The sequence below is a fragment of the Vreelandella sp. 21 genome (assembly GCF_050995515.1).
GTDB lineage: Bacteria > Pseudomonadota > Gammaproteobacteria > Pseudomonadales > Halomonadaceae > Vreelandella > Vreelandella alkaliphila.
Genome location: NZ_CP194673.1, coordinates 2,699,781 through 2,715,070, shown reverse-complemented (window position 1 = coordinate 2,715,070; position 15,290 = coordinate 2,699,781). Strand labels below are relative to the sequence as shown.

General features: G+C 50.4%; 18 protein-coding genes. 15 read left to right on the top strand and 3 right to left on the bottom strand.

Features of this window, described 5'->3' with window-relative positions; genetic code table 11:
- Positions 1–39: 39 nt before the first annotated feature.
- Complete coding sequence (locus ACN06F_RS12515; RefSeq protein ID WP_009721685.1) at positions 40–333, top strand: hypothetical protein; 294 nt, start codon at positions 40–42, stop codon at positions 331–333.
- A gap of 140 nt (positions 334–473) precedes the next feature.
- The gene (locus tag ACN06F_RS12510) at positions 474–776 is read left to right on the top strand and encodes a DUF6482 family protein (protein ID WP_038476962.1); all 303 of its coding nucleotides are present in this window, start codon (positions 474–476) and stop codon (positions 774–776) included.
- 32 nt (positions 777–808) lie between these two features.
- Here ACN06F_RS12510 and ACN06F_RS12505 read toward each other — a convergent pair whose 3' ends face one another.
- Together ACN06F_RS12505 and ACN06F_RS12500 are read right to left on the bottom strand one after the other, a co-directional pair.
- Positions 809–1,207: a thiol-disulfide oxidoreductase DCC family protein gene (locus ACN06F_RS12505; protein WP_038476959.1), complete on the bottom strand. Its 399-nt coding sequence runs from the start codon at positions 1,205–1,207 to the stop codon at positions 809–811.
- The gene (locus ACN06F_RS12500) at positions 1,204–2,784 is read right to left on the bottom strand and encodes a cryptochrome/photolyase family protein (RefSeq protein WP_433924013.1); all 1,581 of its coding nucleotides are present in this window, start codon (positions 2,782–2,784) and stop codon (positions 1,204–1,206) included. Before ACN06F_RS12500 ends, ACN06F_RS12505 begins: the two co-directional genes overlap by 4 nt.
- A gap of 112 nt (positions 2,785–2,896) precedes the next feature.
- Here ACN06F_RS12500 and hemH point away from each other — a divergent pair, with 112 nt between their 5' ends.
- The 13 genes from hemH (at position 2,897) to ACN06F_RS12435 (ending at position 14,408) form a co-directional block, all read left to right on the top strand.
- A complete protein-coding gene (hemH, locus tag ACN06F_RS12495; RefSeq protein ID WP_038476953.1) occupies positions 2,897–3,976 on the top strand; it encodes a ferrochelatase in 1,080 nt (359 codons plus the stop codon).
- A 216-nt stretch (positions 3,977–4,192) separates the two neighbouring features.
- On the top strand, positions 4,193–6,550 hold the full coding sequence (locus ACN06F_RS12490; protein WP_038476950.1) for a putative monovalent cation/H+ antiporter subunit A: 2,358 nt from the start codon (positions 4,193–4,195) through the stop codon (positions 6,548–6,550).
- The gene (locus ACN06F_RS12485) at positions 6,543–6,974 is read left to right on the top strand and encodes a Na+/H+ antiporter subunit B (RefSeq protein WP_038476947.1); all 432 of its coding nucleotides are present in this window, start codon (positions 6,543–6,545) and stop codon (positions 6,972–6,974) included. Before ACN06F_RS12490 ends, ACN06F_RS12485 begins: the two co-directional genes overlap by 8 nt.
- Positions 6,975–6,992: 18 nt before the next feature.
- Positions 6,993–7,340 (top strand): Na+/H+ antiporter subunit C, encoded by a 348-nt coding sequence (locus ACN06F_RS12480; protein ID WP_009721692.1) that lies wholly within the window; start codon positions 6,993–6,995, stop codon positions 7,338–7,340.
- Positions 7,337–8,938, top strand: a complete 1,602-nt coding sequence (locus ACN06F_RS12475; RefSeq protein WP_433924012.1) for a Na+/H+ antiporter subunit D — start codon at positions 7,337–7,339, stop codon at positions 8,936–8,938. Before ACN06F_RS12480 ends, ACN06F_RS12475 begins: the two co-directional genes overlap by 4 nt.
- The gene (locus ACN06F_RS12470; RefSeq protein WP_038476938.1) at positions 8,935–9,408 is read left to right on the top strand and encodes a Na+/H+ antiporter subunit E; all 474 of its coding nucleotides are present in this window, start codon (positions 8,935–8,937) and stop codon (positions 9,406–9,408) included. The genes ACN06F_RS12475 and ACN06F_RS12470 overlap by 4 nt, the downstream gene beginning before the upstream one ends.
- On the top strand, positions 9,408–9,677 hold the full coding sequence (locus tag ACN06F_RS12465; RefSeq protein ID WP_120386609.1) for a monovalent cation/H+ antiporter complex subunit F: 270 nt from the start codon (positions 9,408–9,410) through the stop codon (positions 9,675–9,677). Before ACN06F_RS12470 ends, ACN06F_RS12465 begins: the two co-directional genes overlap by 1 nt.
- Positions 9,670–10,074 carry a monovalent cation/H(+) antiporter subunit G gene (mnhG, locus tag ACN06F_RS12460; RefSeq protein ID WP_038476932.1) on the top strand — a complete coding sequence of 135 codons (405 nt, stop codon included), beginning with the start codon at positions 9,670–9,672 and terminating at the stop codon, positions 10,072–10,074. Before ACN06F_RS12465 ends, mnhG begins: the two co-directional genes overlap by 8 nt.
- 291 nt (positions 10,075–10,365) lie before the next feature.
- Positions 10,366–10,551, top strand: a complete 186-nt coding sequence (locus tag ACN06F_RS12455) for a DUF2256 domain-containing protein (protein ID WP_084183572.1) — start codon at positions 10,366–10,368, stop codon at positions 10,549–10,551.
- The gene (locus ACN06F_RS12450) at positions 10,535–11,956 is read left to right on the top strand and encodes a DASH family cryptochrome (RefSeq protein WP_433924011.1); all 1,422 of its coding nucleotides are present in this window, start codon (positions 10,535–10,537) and stop codon (positions 11,954–11,956) included. Before ACN06F_RS12455 ends, ACN06F_RS12450 begins: the two co-directional genes overlap by 17 nt.
- 49 nt (positions 11,957–12,005) lie before the next feature.
- Positions 12,006–12,452 (top strand): DUF3429 domain-containing protein, encoded by a 447-nt coding sequence (locus tag ACN06F_RS12445; protein WP_038476927.1) that lies wholly within the window; start codon positions 12,006–12,008, stop codon positions 12,450–12,452.
- Between the two features lie 68 nt (positions 12,453–12,520).
- Positions 12,521–13,777: a lytic murein transglycosylase gene (locus tag ACN06F_RS12440; protein WP_038476924.1), complete on the top strand. Its 1,257-nt coding sequence runs from the start codon at positions 12,521–12,523 to the stop codon at positions 13,775–13,777.
- A gap of 76 nt (positions 13,778–13,853) precedes the next feature.
- Complete coding sequence (locus tag ACN06F_RS12435; protein WP_038476921.1) at positions 13,854–14,408, top strand: ATP-dependent zinc protease family protein; 555 nt, start codon at positions 13,854–13,856, stop codon at positions 14,406–14,408.
- 56 nt (positions 14,409–14,464) lie between these two features.
- On the opposite strand, the gene ACN06F_RS12430 is transcribed toward ACN06F_RS12435, so the two are convergent.
- Positions 14,465–15,175, bottom strand: coding sequence for a 16S rRNA (uracil(1498)-N(3))-methyltransferase (locus ACN06F_RS12430; RefSeq protein ID WP_038476918.1), 711 nt, complete (start codon positions 15,173–15,175; stop codon positions 14,465–14,467).
- Positions 15,176–15,290 lie beyond the last annotated feature (115 nt).

Sequence of the window (15,290 nt, the reverse complement as noted above, 5' to 3'; positions counted from 1 at the left end):
ATGCTCCTCCCCGACCAAGCAGATAGACAGGAGTAGCAAATGGCAGGTGGTTTTAGACGTGGTAACCGTAAGCGTCTTCCTAAGCTGGAAGGCCGTGGGGAACTGCAGTCACTAGAGCGAGAAGGGCCATTTAAAGAGTGGTTGGGAATGCCTGACCTCTACCGTTACTTCCTGGTAGTGGAAGGGGAAAAATATAGCTACCAAACTGAAGATTCAGAACTACCGGTAACGGTAGGCGATAAAGTAGTTTTCCGTTACAAGGAAACTAAAGGCGGTAACTGGATTGATCGCAACTCGTTAGGTAAAGCAATCGACCCCTCTGAGTATCAATAATTCGACGAATAAGTTGACGTTTTGGTCAGGAACTCTTTTGTGATGTTGCCGTCATAGGCAGTTAGTGCCAAGGTAATAAAATTGTCATGGGGTATCGTCATGCTGTGCCCCATGATGATGAACAATCACAGGAGGGAACCATGGAACTTAAAGAACTGAAGCAATTTGTTGCGGGTCACGATAATTTTGAAATACGCGTTATCACGCATTCGGGCAGCCGCTTTTATCAACTAGAGCTTGAAGATGTAGAGGGCGAGCGGCATATGTTGACCCAGCGCGGTAAGCCAATGCTGTTTCGCTCGCTAGATGATGTTTATCTTGAGCTAAAGCGTGCTGGGATTCACCGTGCTTACTTAGTGCAGCATGTACCCCAGGATGAAGTGATTGGACGCGATGCTCATTACAGTTCGCCGTTAACATCACGTATGCCGCTAGTGTTTTAACACTACAAGCATTGCAACATCCTATGGCGTCCTCACTTGTTTGCGTGACGCTTCTCCCACCATCGCCCTAGCCGTACACGGCGACGGGCAAAAAAACGATAGCCTGCATCCATTACTCCTCGCAGGCCTGGTAAGCAAGAAAGCCATACTAGCCACCGGTAGCCCAGTACCGCATAGAGGGCCCGGCTGGCATCCATCCCGATATACCAATTTCCTTGGCTATCTTTAACATGCAGCAGCCCCATCATGTCGTCAAATCTGCGTCCTACATCGGCTGCATTGAAATCACTGCTCTGAATATCCACTAGCGTGACACGTTCTTGATGGCGATGCTTTGCAAGCCAGGCGACTTCCACGCGGCAAAAAGGGCAGTGACCATCGTGATATAGCGTGACAGGTGACGTTGCGTGAAGCGTAGAGAAACGGCTCATTGAGTGCCCTTTGATAGATAGCCTTGTGTGTGGGAGGTCTGGCCGTAGCCTGGACTGGTGGGTAGTGAAGCAAGAAACTGTTCAGCCTGCTGACGCATCGCGTCACGCTTTTCGTCTTTCATGCGAGAGAGTGAGCCATAGATCAACTTCATGCGCGGATTGCGGTTCAGCTGTTCAGCGTTGGTTTCCAGAAAATGCCAGTAAAGGCTGTTAAACGGACACGCCTTTGGGCCTGTTACCTGTTTTGGAGAGTAGCGGCAGTGCTGGCAGTGGTCAGACATTTTGTCGATATATTTACCTGAAGCGCAGTAAGGTTTGGAGCCCATTAAGCCGCCGTCAGCGTGCAGTACCATGCCTAAGGTGTTGGGCAGCTCTACCCATTCGCAGGCATCGGCATACACCGCTAGATACCAGTCACAGAGTGCTTCAGGCTTAACACCGCACAGTAGGGCAAAGTTGCCGGTTACCATCAAACGCTGAATATGGTGGGCGTAGCTGTTATCGATGGTCATTTGAATGGCGCGCTGTAAACAGCGCATATCGGTATTGCCATCCCAGTAAAATGCTGGTAATTCTCGCTCAAAGCCAAGTCGATTCTCTCGCTTGTAAGTCGGCATTTGTGTCCAATAAAGCCCTCGAACATACTCTCGCCAACCCAGTATTTGACGAATGAATCCTTCGACTGCATTGATAGGCGCATGACCTGTTAGGTAGCGCTGCTCAGCGGCTTCACAGACTTCATGAGGTGTAAGCAGGCCGATATTGAGCGCCGCCGATAGTCTGGAGTGAAAAAGGAACGGTTCTTTATCGCTAATCGCATCTTGGTAGCGCCCAAAGTCGGCCAACCCATGGTCAAGGAAGTGGTTTAAATCCACCAGCGCCTGTCGGCGGGTGACGGGGAGGTTGAAGTTATCCAGGGATCCCATGTGTTCGCTAAAATGCTGCTTGGCATCATTGAGCGCTTCCTGGGTCAGTGCATCTTGGCGATGGGTGGGAGGCGATGGAAAGCTGAGCGTTGCTTGAATCGGCTCACGGTTGTCGTGATCAAAGTTCCATTTTCCTCCAGCAGGTGTATCGCCCTCCATCAGTAGCCCAGTTCGTTTGCGCTGCTCCCGATAGAAATACTCCAGACGCAGCTGTTTACGTCCTTTAGCCCAGTTGGCAAAGTCATCAGGCGAGCTGAAAAAGCGATCATCTTCGATCACTTTCCAGGGTAGGGCGGCTGCTTGGCGCTGTTGCATGGCATCCCAAAGTCGCCATTCACCAGGTCTTGCTACACGCACTTCATGGCAACCGTACTGAGTGGCAATACGTTCAGCTTCCGTGATGAGTGACTGGGTATTGTCAGCATCAACAATGCGGCTGTAGTGAACGTTGTAGCCTTTATCGCGCAGCGCTTGAGCAAAGTGCCGCATGGCGGCCATAAACAAGCCGACTTTATGTATATGGTGAGGCACATAGCGCGCTTCTTTGGCGACCTCGCAAAGAGCGATGACTGCGTCAGTTGGCGCATTGCGCAGGGTTGCCAATGAAAGCGAAAGCTGATCACCAAGGACTAACAGTAAAGGCTTCGACATGAGTTGGCCTGCAGTTATACAAATAATGTTGATAGTATAACTTTATGCCGCAACTTTGCCGAAAAGTGTTAAGATTTTGCCAACTATTTAAAGTATCCGAGGAGTTAGCGACATGGTCGATAGCGTTGTGAAAGATCAGCCGGGAGAAGGGCGCTTGGTCCATGCGCCAAGTGATCATCCTGCCGTTCCCCCTGCAAAAGTCGGCGTGGTGTTGGCTAACTTGGGCACCCCGGACGCAACCGACTATTGGTCTATGCGGCGCTACCTTAGTGAGTTTTTGTCCGATAAGCGTGTTGTTGATTACGCTAATTGGAAGTGGCAGCCGCTTTTACAACTAATTATTTTGACCAAACGTCCTTTTTCTTCTGGTAACGCTTATAAAAGTATTTGGAACAACGAGAAGAACGAGAGTCCGTTGTTAACGACGACGCGTGCCCAAACTGAAAAAATGGCTGCACGTTTGAAAGCGCTCTACGGCGATAGCGTCGAAGTTGATTTCTGTATGCGCTATGGCAATCCGTCGACTGAAAGTGTTCTCAACCGCATGAAAGAGAAGGGGTGTGAGCGGATTGTTTTCTTCCCGCTTTATCCCCAGTACGGCTCGCCTACGACCGCAACGGCAAATGATCAGGCATTTCGTACGTTGATGAAAATGAAATGGCAGCCCTATATTCGTACGGTGCCCGCTTATTTTGAGCATCCCGCCTATATTCAGGCGCTGGCGAATTCAGTTCAGGAAGCTTATGAAGGTTTTGAAACGCGTCCGACGAAACTGGTAGCAAGCTACCACGGTGTCCCCGAACGTTACTTATTAGAAGGTGACCCCTACCATTGCCAATGTCAGAAAACGACGCGCTTGATGCGTGAAAAACTGGGGCTAAGCAAAGAGGAAGTAGACACCGCCTTTCAGTCTCAGTTTGGCCCAGAAAAGTGGGTTGGCCCGCAAACCGTCGATCATGTGGCTGAACTTGCCAAGCAAGGGCACAAGCATATTGCGATTATGTCGCCTGCTTTCTCTTCCGATTGTGTTGAAACGCTGGAAGAGATCAAAGAAGAGATTCACGATAGCTTTATGGAAGCAGGAGGGGAGACGTTTAGTTATATTCCTTGCCTGAATGATCGAGACGATCACATTGATGCCCTGCTAGCGGTTGTTAACAACGAGTTGGCGGGGTGGCTGTCCGCTTCTTAATAGCGCGTTTTGTCAAAAGCCGCCAAAGTGAACTGCACCCCAAAAGTGCTCAACTAAGGCGGCTTTTTTTATGGGTGACTAGTTTTATAGAAACGTAATCAACCTTGGTATAAGGTTTGTGCATTAATAATCACATTTATTCAACGCTTAGGGCCGTTTTGGTCTTGCTACTGCCTTGGGGTTAACTGACACGTTCTTATAGGGAGAAACCACCGGATGCAATTCGCTGTATTAATGGGCTTTGTGCTGGCAGCGTCGTCGCCTATGCTCAACCGCTGGTTTGGAGAACGGACGAGCCTCGTACTGGCGCTGTTTCCTGCCTTAATGGCTATCTGGCTGTTCAGTCAGGCACCTATTGTTATGAGTGAAGGGTCACTTCTGTTGGAGTGGTCTTGGGTGCCATCCTTAGGCATTAGCCTGAGCTTCCTGCTTGATGGGCTGTCACTGTTATTTGGGCTGTTGATTACCGTTATCGGCACTTTCGTGTTGATCTATGCTGGTGGTTATCTCAAAGGCCATACGGATATTGCACGCTTTCATTTAGCGCTTGTTGCGTTTATGGCCTCTATGTTGGGGCTAGTGCTTGCCGATGGATTGCTTACGCTTTTCGTATTCTGGGAACTTACCAGCATCACCTCTTATTTGCTGATTGGCTTTAACCATACCGATATGGAGGCAAGAAAATCCGCACGTCAGGGGCTTTTTGTAACGGTTGCCGGTGGTTTGGCGCTGATGGCAGGTCTGGTGCTGTTAGGGGGGGCAAGCGGAAGCTGGTCGTTTTATGAGATTGGCCAAATGGAAAGCGATCTGCGTGAACATTCGCTTTATACCCCGATGCTCATTTGCTTGCTGCTGGGGGCATTCACAAAATCAGCCCAGTTTCCTTTTCATTTTTGGTTACCCAGCGCCATGGCGGCGCCAACGCCAGTGTCGGCATACCTCCACTCGGCCACCATGGTCAAAGCGGGTATTTACTTGCTGGCGCGCTTACACCCTGAATTGGGTGGCACAGCGCTATGGATCGGAATACTGTCGGTCGTCGGTGCGATTACCATGCTGACAGGCGCCTTCTTAGCGATTCATCACACCAATATTAAAAAGCTGTTGGCTTATTCCACCATTATGGCGCTTGGCACGCTAACTATGTTGCTGGGCATTGGTTCTGAGTACGCCATGACGGCATTTGTAACGTTCTTGCTTGCCCACTCAATGTACAAAGGGGCACTGTTTATGGTCGCCGGTATTCTGGACCATGAGACAGGCACCAAAGATGTCACCGCAATGGGCGGCTTGAGGTCTGCCATGCCAATCACTGCGGTGATTGCTTTTGTCGCGGCACTGTCGTTGGCAGGCGTGCCACCGCTATTTGGCTTCATTGGTAAAGAGCTAATGCTAGAGGCAGCGCTGGGGGCGGAGCGCTTCGATATGTTGTTAGTCCTGTTTGCTTTCCTGGCCGCTATTTTGACGATTGCAGTGGCTGCCATTATCGCCTTCCGCCCCTTCTATGGTCGGCAAATTGAAACACCCAAAACACCCCATGAAGCGCCTTTTAGTATGTTGATTGGGCCCGCTGTATTGGCGCTTGGTTCACTTGTGTTAGGGCTGGCGCCAGCCATGCTTGGTGCTGATGCGCTGCTTACGTCAGCGGCGACAGCGGTGGTAGGTGAGCCGCTGCAAGTGTCATTATCGCTTTGGTATGGCATCAATATGGCGCTGATCATGTCGATTGCCAGTCTTGGGCTAGGCTTTTTACTGTTTAAGCGCTGGGATGGTGTGCGTAGCAAGCTGGCAATGCTGGCACCAGCGATGCGGCATGGCCCCGAAGCGGGTTACGAAGGTTTAATGAACGGTATTGTGCGCTTTTCTGAATGGCAAACACGCCTGCTGCAAAACGGCTATATGCGCAACTATATTCTCGTCATGCTGGTGGTGCTGATTGCCTTGATTGGCAACTCAATACTTGTGCGCCATGCGCCTCAACTGGCGCTGACGCTGGACGTGCGGTTCCATGAGGTAATTGTCGCTGGCACCATGGTGATGGGGGCTTTGTTTGCCACTATTTCTCGTTCACGCCTTGGTGCTGTGGTATCGGTCGGCATTATGGGGTTCTCGATTGCGCTGATTTTTATTCTCTTTAGTGCACCTGATTTAGGCATTACCCAACTGTTGGTTGAGACCATGACCGTTATCTTGTTGGTCTTAGTGCTCTTCAGGCTGCCGCGTTTTTCAAACCTTTCCACAACCTTGGAGCGTATTCGTGACGGCGCAGTGGCCGCAATGATGGGAATATTGATTTTTCTACTGATTATGACCGCTTGGAGTATTAATCAGTTTGAGCCTATTTCAATGTACATGGTAGAGAACAGTGCGCCCCTGGCTTATGGTCGCAACATCGTTAACGTCATTTTGGTGGACTATCGAGCACTCGACACGTTAGGCGAGATGTTTGTGCTTGCACTTGCCGCTATAGGGGTTATCGCCATGCTTAAACTGCGCCACGGCGAAAATGAAAGCAAATCAGTAGAAGGCGAAAACGGCGAGAAAGCCAGTGTTAAGGAGCCGTACGATGGTTAAATCCGGCACCATTATTCTCAACACTGCGGCGCGGTTTTTGATGCCGCTACAACTGATGTTTTCAATTTTCCTATTGCTGCGTGGGCACGATGAGCCCGGTGGTGGATTTATTGCTGGGCTAGTAGCAGCAGGGGCTTTCACTCTCTATCTGTTTGCCTTTGGTGTCAGTGCCACCAAAGAGGTGCTGCGTATGGTCGACCCACGCGACTTAATTGGGGCAGGGCTATTGTTGGGGATGATTTCGGTGGTGCCTGCTTGGTTCATGGGCCAGCCGTTTTTAACCGCTCAGTGGTGGACTATCCCCGTGATCGATTTTAAAGCATCTACACCGCTCATTTTCGATGTAGGGGTGTACTTTGCCGTTCTTGGCTCGGTGATGGGCATGGTGATGGCGCTGATGGAGGTGGATAAGGATGAACCCTAATGCATCAGGAGGCTCCGTATGGAACCGCTAATGGCACTAGCAATTGGGCTACTCTACGCTGCCGCAATCTTTATGATGTTACGTCGCTCTATTGTGAAATTGGTGATTGGTCTACTGCTGCTGTCGAACGCTGCTAATTTGCTGATTTTCACTACCGCAGGCATGACGCGCGGCGCCCCACCATTAATACCGGAAGGTATGCTACAGCCGTTAGGTGAAGTAGCCGACCCGCTGCCTCAAGCTGTTGTATTGACGGCGATTGTCATTGCATTTGGGGTGCTGGCATTTGCTGTTGTGTTAATTCGCCGCGCCTACGAAATTGTAAAAGCAGATGATCTGGACAAAATGAAGGATACCGACACGTGAGGCCTGAAGTTGCACTGCCCGTCCTATTGCCACTGCTTTCTGGCGCACTTTCATTACTTTTTTGGCGTTCTCGACCCGTTCAACGTTTCATTGCGGTAGCAGGTAATGTCGCGCTGCTACTGGTGAGTGTATGGCTGTTTGTCGCCGTGCTAGCTGATGGTTACATCACTATGCAGATGGGCAGCTGGCCAGCTCCGTTTGGGATTACGCTCATTGCCGATATGTTGAGTGCCGTTATGATTTTAATGACGGGGATCATTGGTTTGGCAATGGGGATTTATTCGCTGGCCACCACAGGGCGGGGGCATGAAAAATTTGGCTATTACCCGCTGATGCATTTGTTGTTAGCAGGTGTGGCAGGGGCCTTTTTAACCGGTGATATCTTCAATTTATATGTTTGGTTTGAGGTTATGCTGGTTGCTTCGTTTGCGCTATTGATTCTGGGCGGTGAACGGGCGCAGATGGAAGGCGCAATTAAATACGTCACGTTGAACCTGTTGGCTTCGGTGATTTTTTTAACGGCTGTGGGGCTATTGTATGGCACGGTAGGCACGCTAAACATGGCCGACATTGCGCTGCGTATGGACGAGGCTGAGCACAGCGGAATGGTCGAAGTGCTTGCCGTTATGTTTATGGTAGCTTTTGGTATTAAAGCAGCCGCTTTTCCGCTCTTTTTCTGGCTGCCTGCTTCTTATCACACGCCGCCAGTAGCGGTATCGGCGTTGTTTGCTGGTCTGCTGACAAAGGTGGGGGTGTATTCGTTGTTCCGCGTGTTCACTCTTATTTTTGACCAAACGATGGGGTATCTGCAGGACATTATGCTTTGGGGCGCTGTGTTGACGATGGTTACAGGCGTGCTTGGCGCTGCCGCTCAGTATGAGTTCCGACGGATCCTCTCATTTCACATTGTGAGCCAGATTGGCTACATGATCCTTGGTTTGGCGCTGTATACACCGCTGGCGATTGCAGGCGGTGTATTTGCTATCGTGCATAACATTATTGTTAAAACGAACCTGTTCCTAATCAGCGGTATTACCCACCGTTTGCAAGGCACTTATCAGCTTAAGAAGATGGGTGGGCTTTACCGAGAACGCCCTTGGTTAGCCGTGGCGTTTTTTATCTCAGCATTTTCGCTGGCGGGCATTCCTCCACTATCAGGTTTCTTTGCCAAGTTTGTGCTGGTTCGTGCTGGCCTGGAGGCGGGGGCGTATGTAGCAACAGGTTTTGCGTTGGCAGTAGGGCTCATGACACTTTATTCCATGGTGAAAATTTGGAATGACGTGTTTTGGAAAGCGTTGCCAGAAGAAAATAAAGTGCCCGCCTCACAAACCTCCGTCGGTGATGATGGTCGATTACTAAAACCAAGCCTGTGGATGATGTATACACCCGTCGCTGTGCTGGCCATGATGTCGTTGTTAATCGGTGTTTTCGCAGAAGCTATCATGCAGGTGATGATGCTTATTGGTGATCAGCTAATGTCCCCATCAGGTTATATTGAAGCTGTGCTGGGAGTCTCTGCTAGTGCTGAAGATGCGCTGCTTGACCGGGGTGAGTTGCAGGCGGAGATTATAGGTGACCGTGCGGAGGGTGCCCCATGACTGGTGCGATTTGGAACCTTCTGCTCGGGTTAGCCTGGGTACTACTAAGTGGCGATTTTTCCGGACTTAATCTGCTGGTCGGAATGATTTTTGGCTATATTGCGTTGCTGTTAATCGAACCTCAAGTCGACGCGTTAAAAGGCTACCCCGCTCGTGTGCCACGAATTATTGGTTTTATTGGTTTTTTTATTAAGGAGTTGGTGCGGGCAAATCTGCGCGTCGCCTTCGATATATTGACCCCTCCCTGGCACATGAAGCCCGGTGTTATTGCGCTGCCTCTCTCGGCGCGCACGGAAATGGAAATTACTATCGTCGCTAACCTGATTTCGCTAACGCCTGGCACGTTGAGCCTTGATGTCTCTGACGATCGAAAGGTGCTCTATATTCACGCGATGTTTTTAGATGATGAAGAAGAGCTTCGAAATAACTTAAAAGAGATGGAGCACCGTGCATTGGAGTTATTTCGTTAATGGATACCGTTATTCTGATAAGCCAGATAATTATGGGGCTGACGCTTGTACTTACTTTCGTACGTGTCGTTCGTGGCCCTAGTTTACCTGATCGTGTTGTTGCGCTTGAATTGTTTTCCACTACCGTGGTGGGGCTGGTGGGTGTTTATGCTATTCAATCGGGTGTGGCGAGTTTCCTAGATGCGGCAATCGTGATCGCTCTGATGGGTTTTTTAGCCGCGATTGGGTTTGCACGCTTTCTGGAACGTGGAGGACCGCGAGATGATTGAATTTATCAAAGGCGCGCTATTGATAACGGGGTCAAGCTTTATGTTGCTGGCGGCTATCGGTTTGTTGCGGCTGCCGGATCTGCTGACCCGCATGCACGCGACCACTAAGGCTGCAGCGCTTGGCGTTATTTTAATTATGCTGGCATCGGCCATGCATTTTGCCGAAGTTGGTGTGGTTGCGCGCTCGTTCGCGATTATTGTGTTTATTTTAATAACGGCACCGATTGCTGCCCATGTGATTGGCAGGGCTGGTTACTTTGTTGGCTCGCGCCTCTGGAGCGGTACCGTTAAGGATGAGCTGAGACCCAATTATGACCCGCTTACTCATGAGCTTAAAAGTGGCCTAGAAACCCATGAAAATGCCAAACGGCATCCTCGCGCCACAGACCCTGATTGACCAGGACTTGCGGTGCTTTATCTCGTATCACACTCTTTTTCATAGTTATTAATTGCTGCTCCAGTACCTGTTCGAAAAGCCATCCAGCCAGGATGGCTTTTTTTATTTGCAGTGCTTTGGGGAAAAGTTGCAGAGATAAGCGTGAAAAAAATCGGGTAAACATTAGGAAAGGGGGCTCAGGAAAAAACATGACGTTAAAAACACGCATGTTTATCTATGTACAATAGTTATACCGTGAAGGATAATGTGTCTATGTTTTTGATGCGTGCCGTGTAAGTGTTAGGCAGCGAGATGGAGTGTATGCGACGTAAGCAGGATTTACCGCAAAAATACTGTGTGCAATGCCAGCGTCCTTTTACTTGGCGGAAAAAGTGGGCGCGTTGCTGGGATGAAGTGCGCCATTGCAGTGAACGCTGCCGTCGCGAAGCTAAGCAGTCCAACGCACCAAGGAGGCAAATGCATGAGCAGCACGACTGATATTGTATGGCTTCAGGATAATTTGCGGATAGCTGATAATCCCTTGTTGAATTTTGACTCCCCTCCTGAGCAGATGCTTTGTCTCTATGTGCTAGACCAGAGATGGTTTGAAAGTTCGATTGCGGGTGATGCTTCTCCCAGGCTGGGGCCTGCTCGGATACGCTTTTTATGGCAAAGTTTGATGGAGTTACGTGGCGAGCTGCTGCAGCGTGGCAGTGATTTGCTAGTCCGCATCGGTGATCCTGCCAGCATCGTGCTAGAGACTGCTGCCATGCTTGGTGCAAGAGAAGTACGTGTGGCAGCGCATTCTGGGTATGAAGAGTCACAGCATATTGCGCGGGTCGCTGACCAGCTCCCGCCGGCCTGTCAGTTATTTTGTGCTGATAGCGGTTATTTAATTGACGAAGACGAGCTTCCCTTTGCATTGAATGAGTTGCCGCCCAGCTTTTCGGCATTTCGGCGACGTGTTGAAAAGCATTGTACGTTTTTAGCGCCCTTGCCAGCGCCAGTGACACTACCACCCTGGCCAGAATCTGCTCCCCGAGGGTTTCCCCCGCTCAAGGCAGTATGCGAAGAGAGTGCTGTCTGGCAGCCTGATAATCGCCAGGGCTTTGTATTTGTGGGAGGTGAGTCGGCGGCTAGTGATCGTTTACAACAGTATCTCTGGCGGCAAAACGGCGCGGAATCTTACAAGAAAACCCGCAATGGCTTATTGGGGGCTAATTTTTCCACACGTTTTTCACCGTGGCTGGCGCGAGGTTGTTTATCCGCTCGCCAAGCGTACCAAGAAGTAAAAAACTGGGAGGCCGTTCACGGAAGCTGTGAATCAAGTTATTGGATTATTTTTGAATTAATGTGGCGAGATTATTTCCATCGAGCGGCTCAACTGGAAGGTGCGGCATTATTTGGACATGAAGAGTTACCGCCCGCTAACAGTGTATTTGATGCGTGGCGCAACGCTACAACCGGCGTGCCATTTATAGACGCTGCCATGCTAGAACTGAAAGTTACCGGGTGGATATCTAATCGAGCACGCCAAAATGTCGCCAGTTTTCTAGTGAAAGATCTAAACGTCGATTGGCGCCTTGGTGCATCGTGGTTTGAGCGCTGCCTGATTGATTACGATGTGGCGAGTAACTGGGGCAACTGGCGTTATATTGCCGGTGTTGGTCGTGATCCCCGCCAAGACCGTTACTTTAATGTGCTGAAGCAAGCAGGGCATTATGATCCAAACGGGCTTTACGTTGCCTATTGGCTGCCTGAGCTGGATTCGCTTCCGTTAGGAATGGAGCGACACCAACCCTGGCGAGTAGCGTCTTCTAAGTTTGATGCACCTTGCGTAGAGCCCGCTGAGTGGGAGCGTTGGCTAGTGGCTAAAACAGAGCTTCAAGAAACGGATGAGTAAGATTTCACTCAAACACGGACGATAGAGCCCAAAAGATAGGTTGTGCAATATGAGTGAGATAAGTAGTGACCGCCGCGTTGCTTGGTTTCTAGGCCTTGCGGGTTTAGTACCCTTTATTGCTGGAGGTCTCCTAGCCTGGTGGGCACCTCCTGTATGGCAGGTAACGGCGGTATACGCGTTTAGCTATTACAGTGCAGTTATTCTGTCTTTTTTGGGTGGCGTTCATTGGGGGAGTGCTCTTCAAGTGCCTCGCCCAGGTAATACCCGACGTTTGATCATTGCAATGGTGCCCAGCTTAATCGCTTGGCCTGCGTTAATGTTCAACGTCATGACTGGGCTATGGGTATTACTGGCAGGATTTGTTCTAATCGGTGGCTATGATATCAGCCGTGATGGCCGAGAAGGATTTCCACGTTGGTATCTTAAGCTTCGTTGTGTACTGACTTGCGTCGTGGTGGTGTTTCATCTGATTGTTTTGCTGCGGCTAGGTAGGTAGGGCTAGTATCTAAGCTATTTCTGAGCCATTATCGGACGCACGCCAAGGATTGCCAAGAGATTAATGCTATGTCTTTGAAAGTTAAAGGTTCAGTGAGTATTCGCCCTGCATTGTATTTATCGTTTGCACTCGCAGCAGGCAGTGGGGCATTAAGCACAAATGCAGTCGCTAATCAGCAACTGATGAGCGAGGTGGATGCACAGGCGGCAGAACAAGTTAGCTATGCCAACTTTAACCAGTGGTTGGCTGATTTTCGTCGCTATGCTGCTCAGCAGGGTATCAGTGAGGCAACCCTTGCCTCTGCTTTCGATGGTCTTCGCTATCGTGAACGCGTCATTGAGCTTGATCAGTATCAGCCAGAGTTTGTTCGTCCCATTTGGCAATACCTAGACACAGCGGTTTCCAGCACACGGATTAATAACGGTCTAGAGAAGCTTGCGGCTCACCGTGATACCGCGCAACAAATGCAGCAGCGTTATGGTGTTCCCGCGGAAGTCATCGTCGCTATTTGGGGTATCGAAAGTAACTACGGCAGTAATTTTGGTGACTTCTCGACACTTGAGTCACTGGCAACACTTGCCTACGACGGTCGTCGGCGTGATTTCGCACGAGGTGAGCTGTTAGCTGCGTTACGTATTATCGACCAAGGTGATATTGCTGCCGATCAAATGAAAGGCTCTTGGGCTGGTGCCATGGGGCACACGCAGTTTATACCTAGCAGTTTTGAAGCCTATGCCGTGGATGGCGACAATGACGGCCGCCGAGACATTTGGGGCAGTATTCCTGATGTTATGGCTTCTACGGCTAACTACCTTGCGAGGGCAGGGTGGCAAGCTGGTCAGCCTTGGGGCGTTGAAGTGAACTTGCCTGACTCCTTCGATTACTCACAAACGCAACGTCGTAGCAGTGCTGAATGGGCAGCACAAGGCGTTCGCGCATTGAGTGGTGAGCTGCCCGCGTTCGATAGCGCTGCGGTCATTGTCCCAGCAGGAGCAAATGGCCCAGCATTTTTAGTAGGGCCTAATTTTCGGGCAATTTTGCGCTATAACAACGCAACTAGTTATGCGTTAGCCGTGTCTACCTTGGCGGATGCTATTGCGGGGCGTGACGGCATAGCCCAGTCCTGGCCCAGAGATCAGGCACCACTGACACGTGATGATGTGCGTACCCTACAGCAACGCCTAAATAGTGCTGGATATTCGGTGGGTACTGCGGACGGCATCATGGGGCCTAATACGCGTGAGGGCCTACGTGCTTTTCAGCGTGACCAAGGGCTTACGCCCGATGGTTTTGCCACTCAGGCGCTGTTAGAACGGCTGCGTTAATGTTTCGTTTCGATGAGTCTCTTTAGCGAGTCAAATGTCTCACGCTAGGCAAACTTCTCACCAAGGACGAAAGCTAATGGGAAAAACTTTTTTAGGTGTGCTGGCTGCCAGTGTAATGGTCAGTACATTGTCAGTGAGCACAGCCATCCAAGCAGAAGATAAAGTGTTTGGTTGGGTTGAAAATGCCTCAATTGAACCGTGGGGTATCGCTGTAAAAGCGAAGCTAGACAGTGGCGCGCTAACCTCTTCGTTAGACGCGCGTAATATTGAGATGTTCGAGAAAGACGGGGAGGAGTGGGTTCGCTTCCGCCTGAAGCTCGAAGATCAGGAAAGCGGTGAAACGTTTAGCGATCGAATTGAGCGTCCCCTCTATCGAGAGTTAGCGGTGCGTGGCGCAGGTGGCCGTGATGAACGTCCAGTGGTGCTAATGGATGTTTGCATGGGCAATACGGTATATGAAGAGCAGTTTAGTCTGCGAGATCGTGAAGAGATGATCTACCCACTGCTCTTGGGGCGTCGCACAATTAGCCACCTAGGCTTATTAGATGTGCGCGATACCTTCCTTCAAGACCCTGAATGTGGGGACGATGCGGCCTATGTTCCCCACGACCCAGAAGATGAGCAGTCCTGATCAGGGCTCTCTGAGCATATCAGTCTCGTTATGCTGCATACGGGGCTAATCAGCGATTAAAAAAGTCGTGATAAAAGCGCGGTCACGGCAGTTTCTACCCGTAAGATGCGAGGGCCTAGGTGCATGCCCTCGCAGCCTGCCTCAAGTAGTTTTTCAACTTCCCATGGTATAAAGCCGCCTTCCGGCCCAACGAAAAGCAGTACTTTTCCATCAATATTTCGTGGGCAGGCATTCGGCATGCCAGGGTGTGCCACCAGCCCGCGTCGATCTTTGAGTAGCTCGGACAGTTGTTCTTCTAAAAAGGGGCGAAAGCCTTTGCACAACGTCACATTAGGCAACTGTGTGTCTCGCGCTTGTTCCAGGCCAAGCACTAAGTGGTGATGAATTTTTTCTGTACGGAGTTCTGGGGACTGCCAGTAGCTTTTTTCCACCCGTTTACTGTGTAGCAGTGTAATATTTTTTACGCCAAGAGCCGTGACATGCTCTAAGGTACGTGCCAGCATTCTGGGGCGAGGAAGCGCTAATACTAAGTGTACTGGTAGGGGCGGCGGGGGAGGCTCATTCAGGTTGTCCAGCGTAAAGGTTGCCTGAGTATCGAGCAGTTCAGTTAACTGCGCTTTCCCCATCTTGCCACCCTGTAGGCCGACTGTGTAGTAGTCCCCTACACAAGCGCGGTGCACCTCGCGCAAATGGGTGATACGTCGTGTGTCAGTAAGGTAAGCATAAGCTCCCTTCACTTCGCTCGGATCAAGCAGAATAAGATTCATGATTGTCGTCTATTGGTCATAAGGAAGACACGCCTAACGGTACTAATCCGTTAAGCTGGCTTGCATAGGCGCATGTTGCAGGCACAATAGCAGCAACGGCGACAAAGCCTCTACC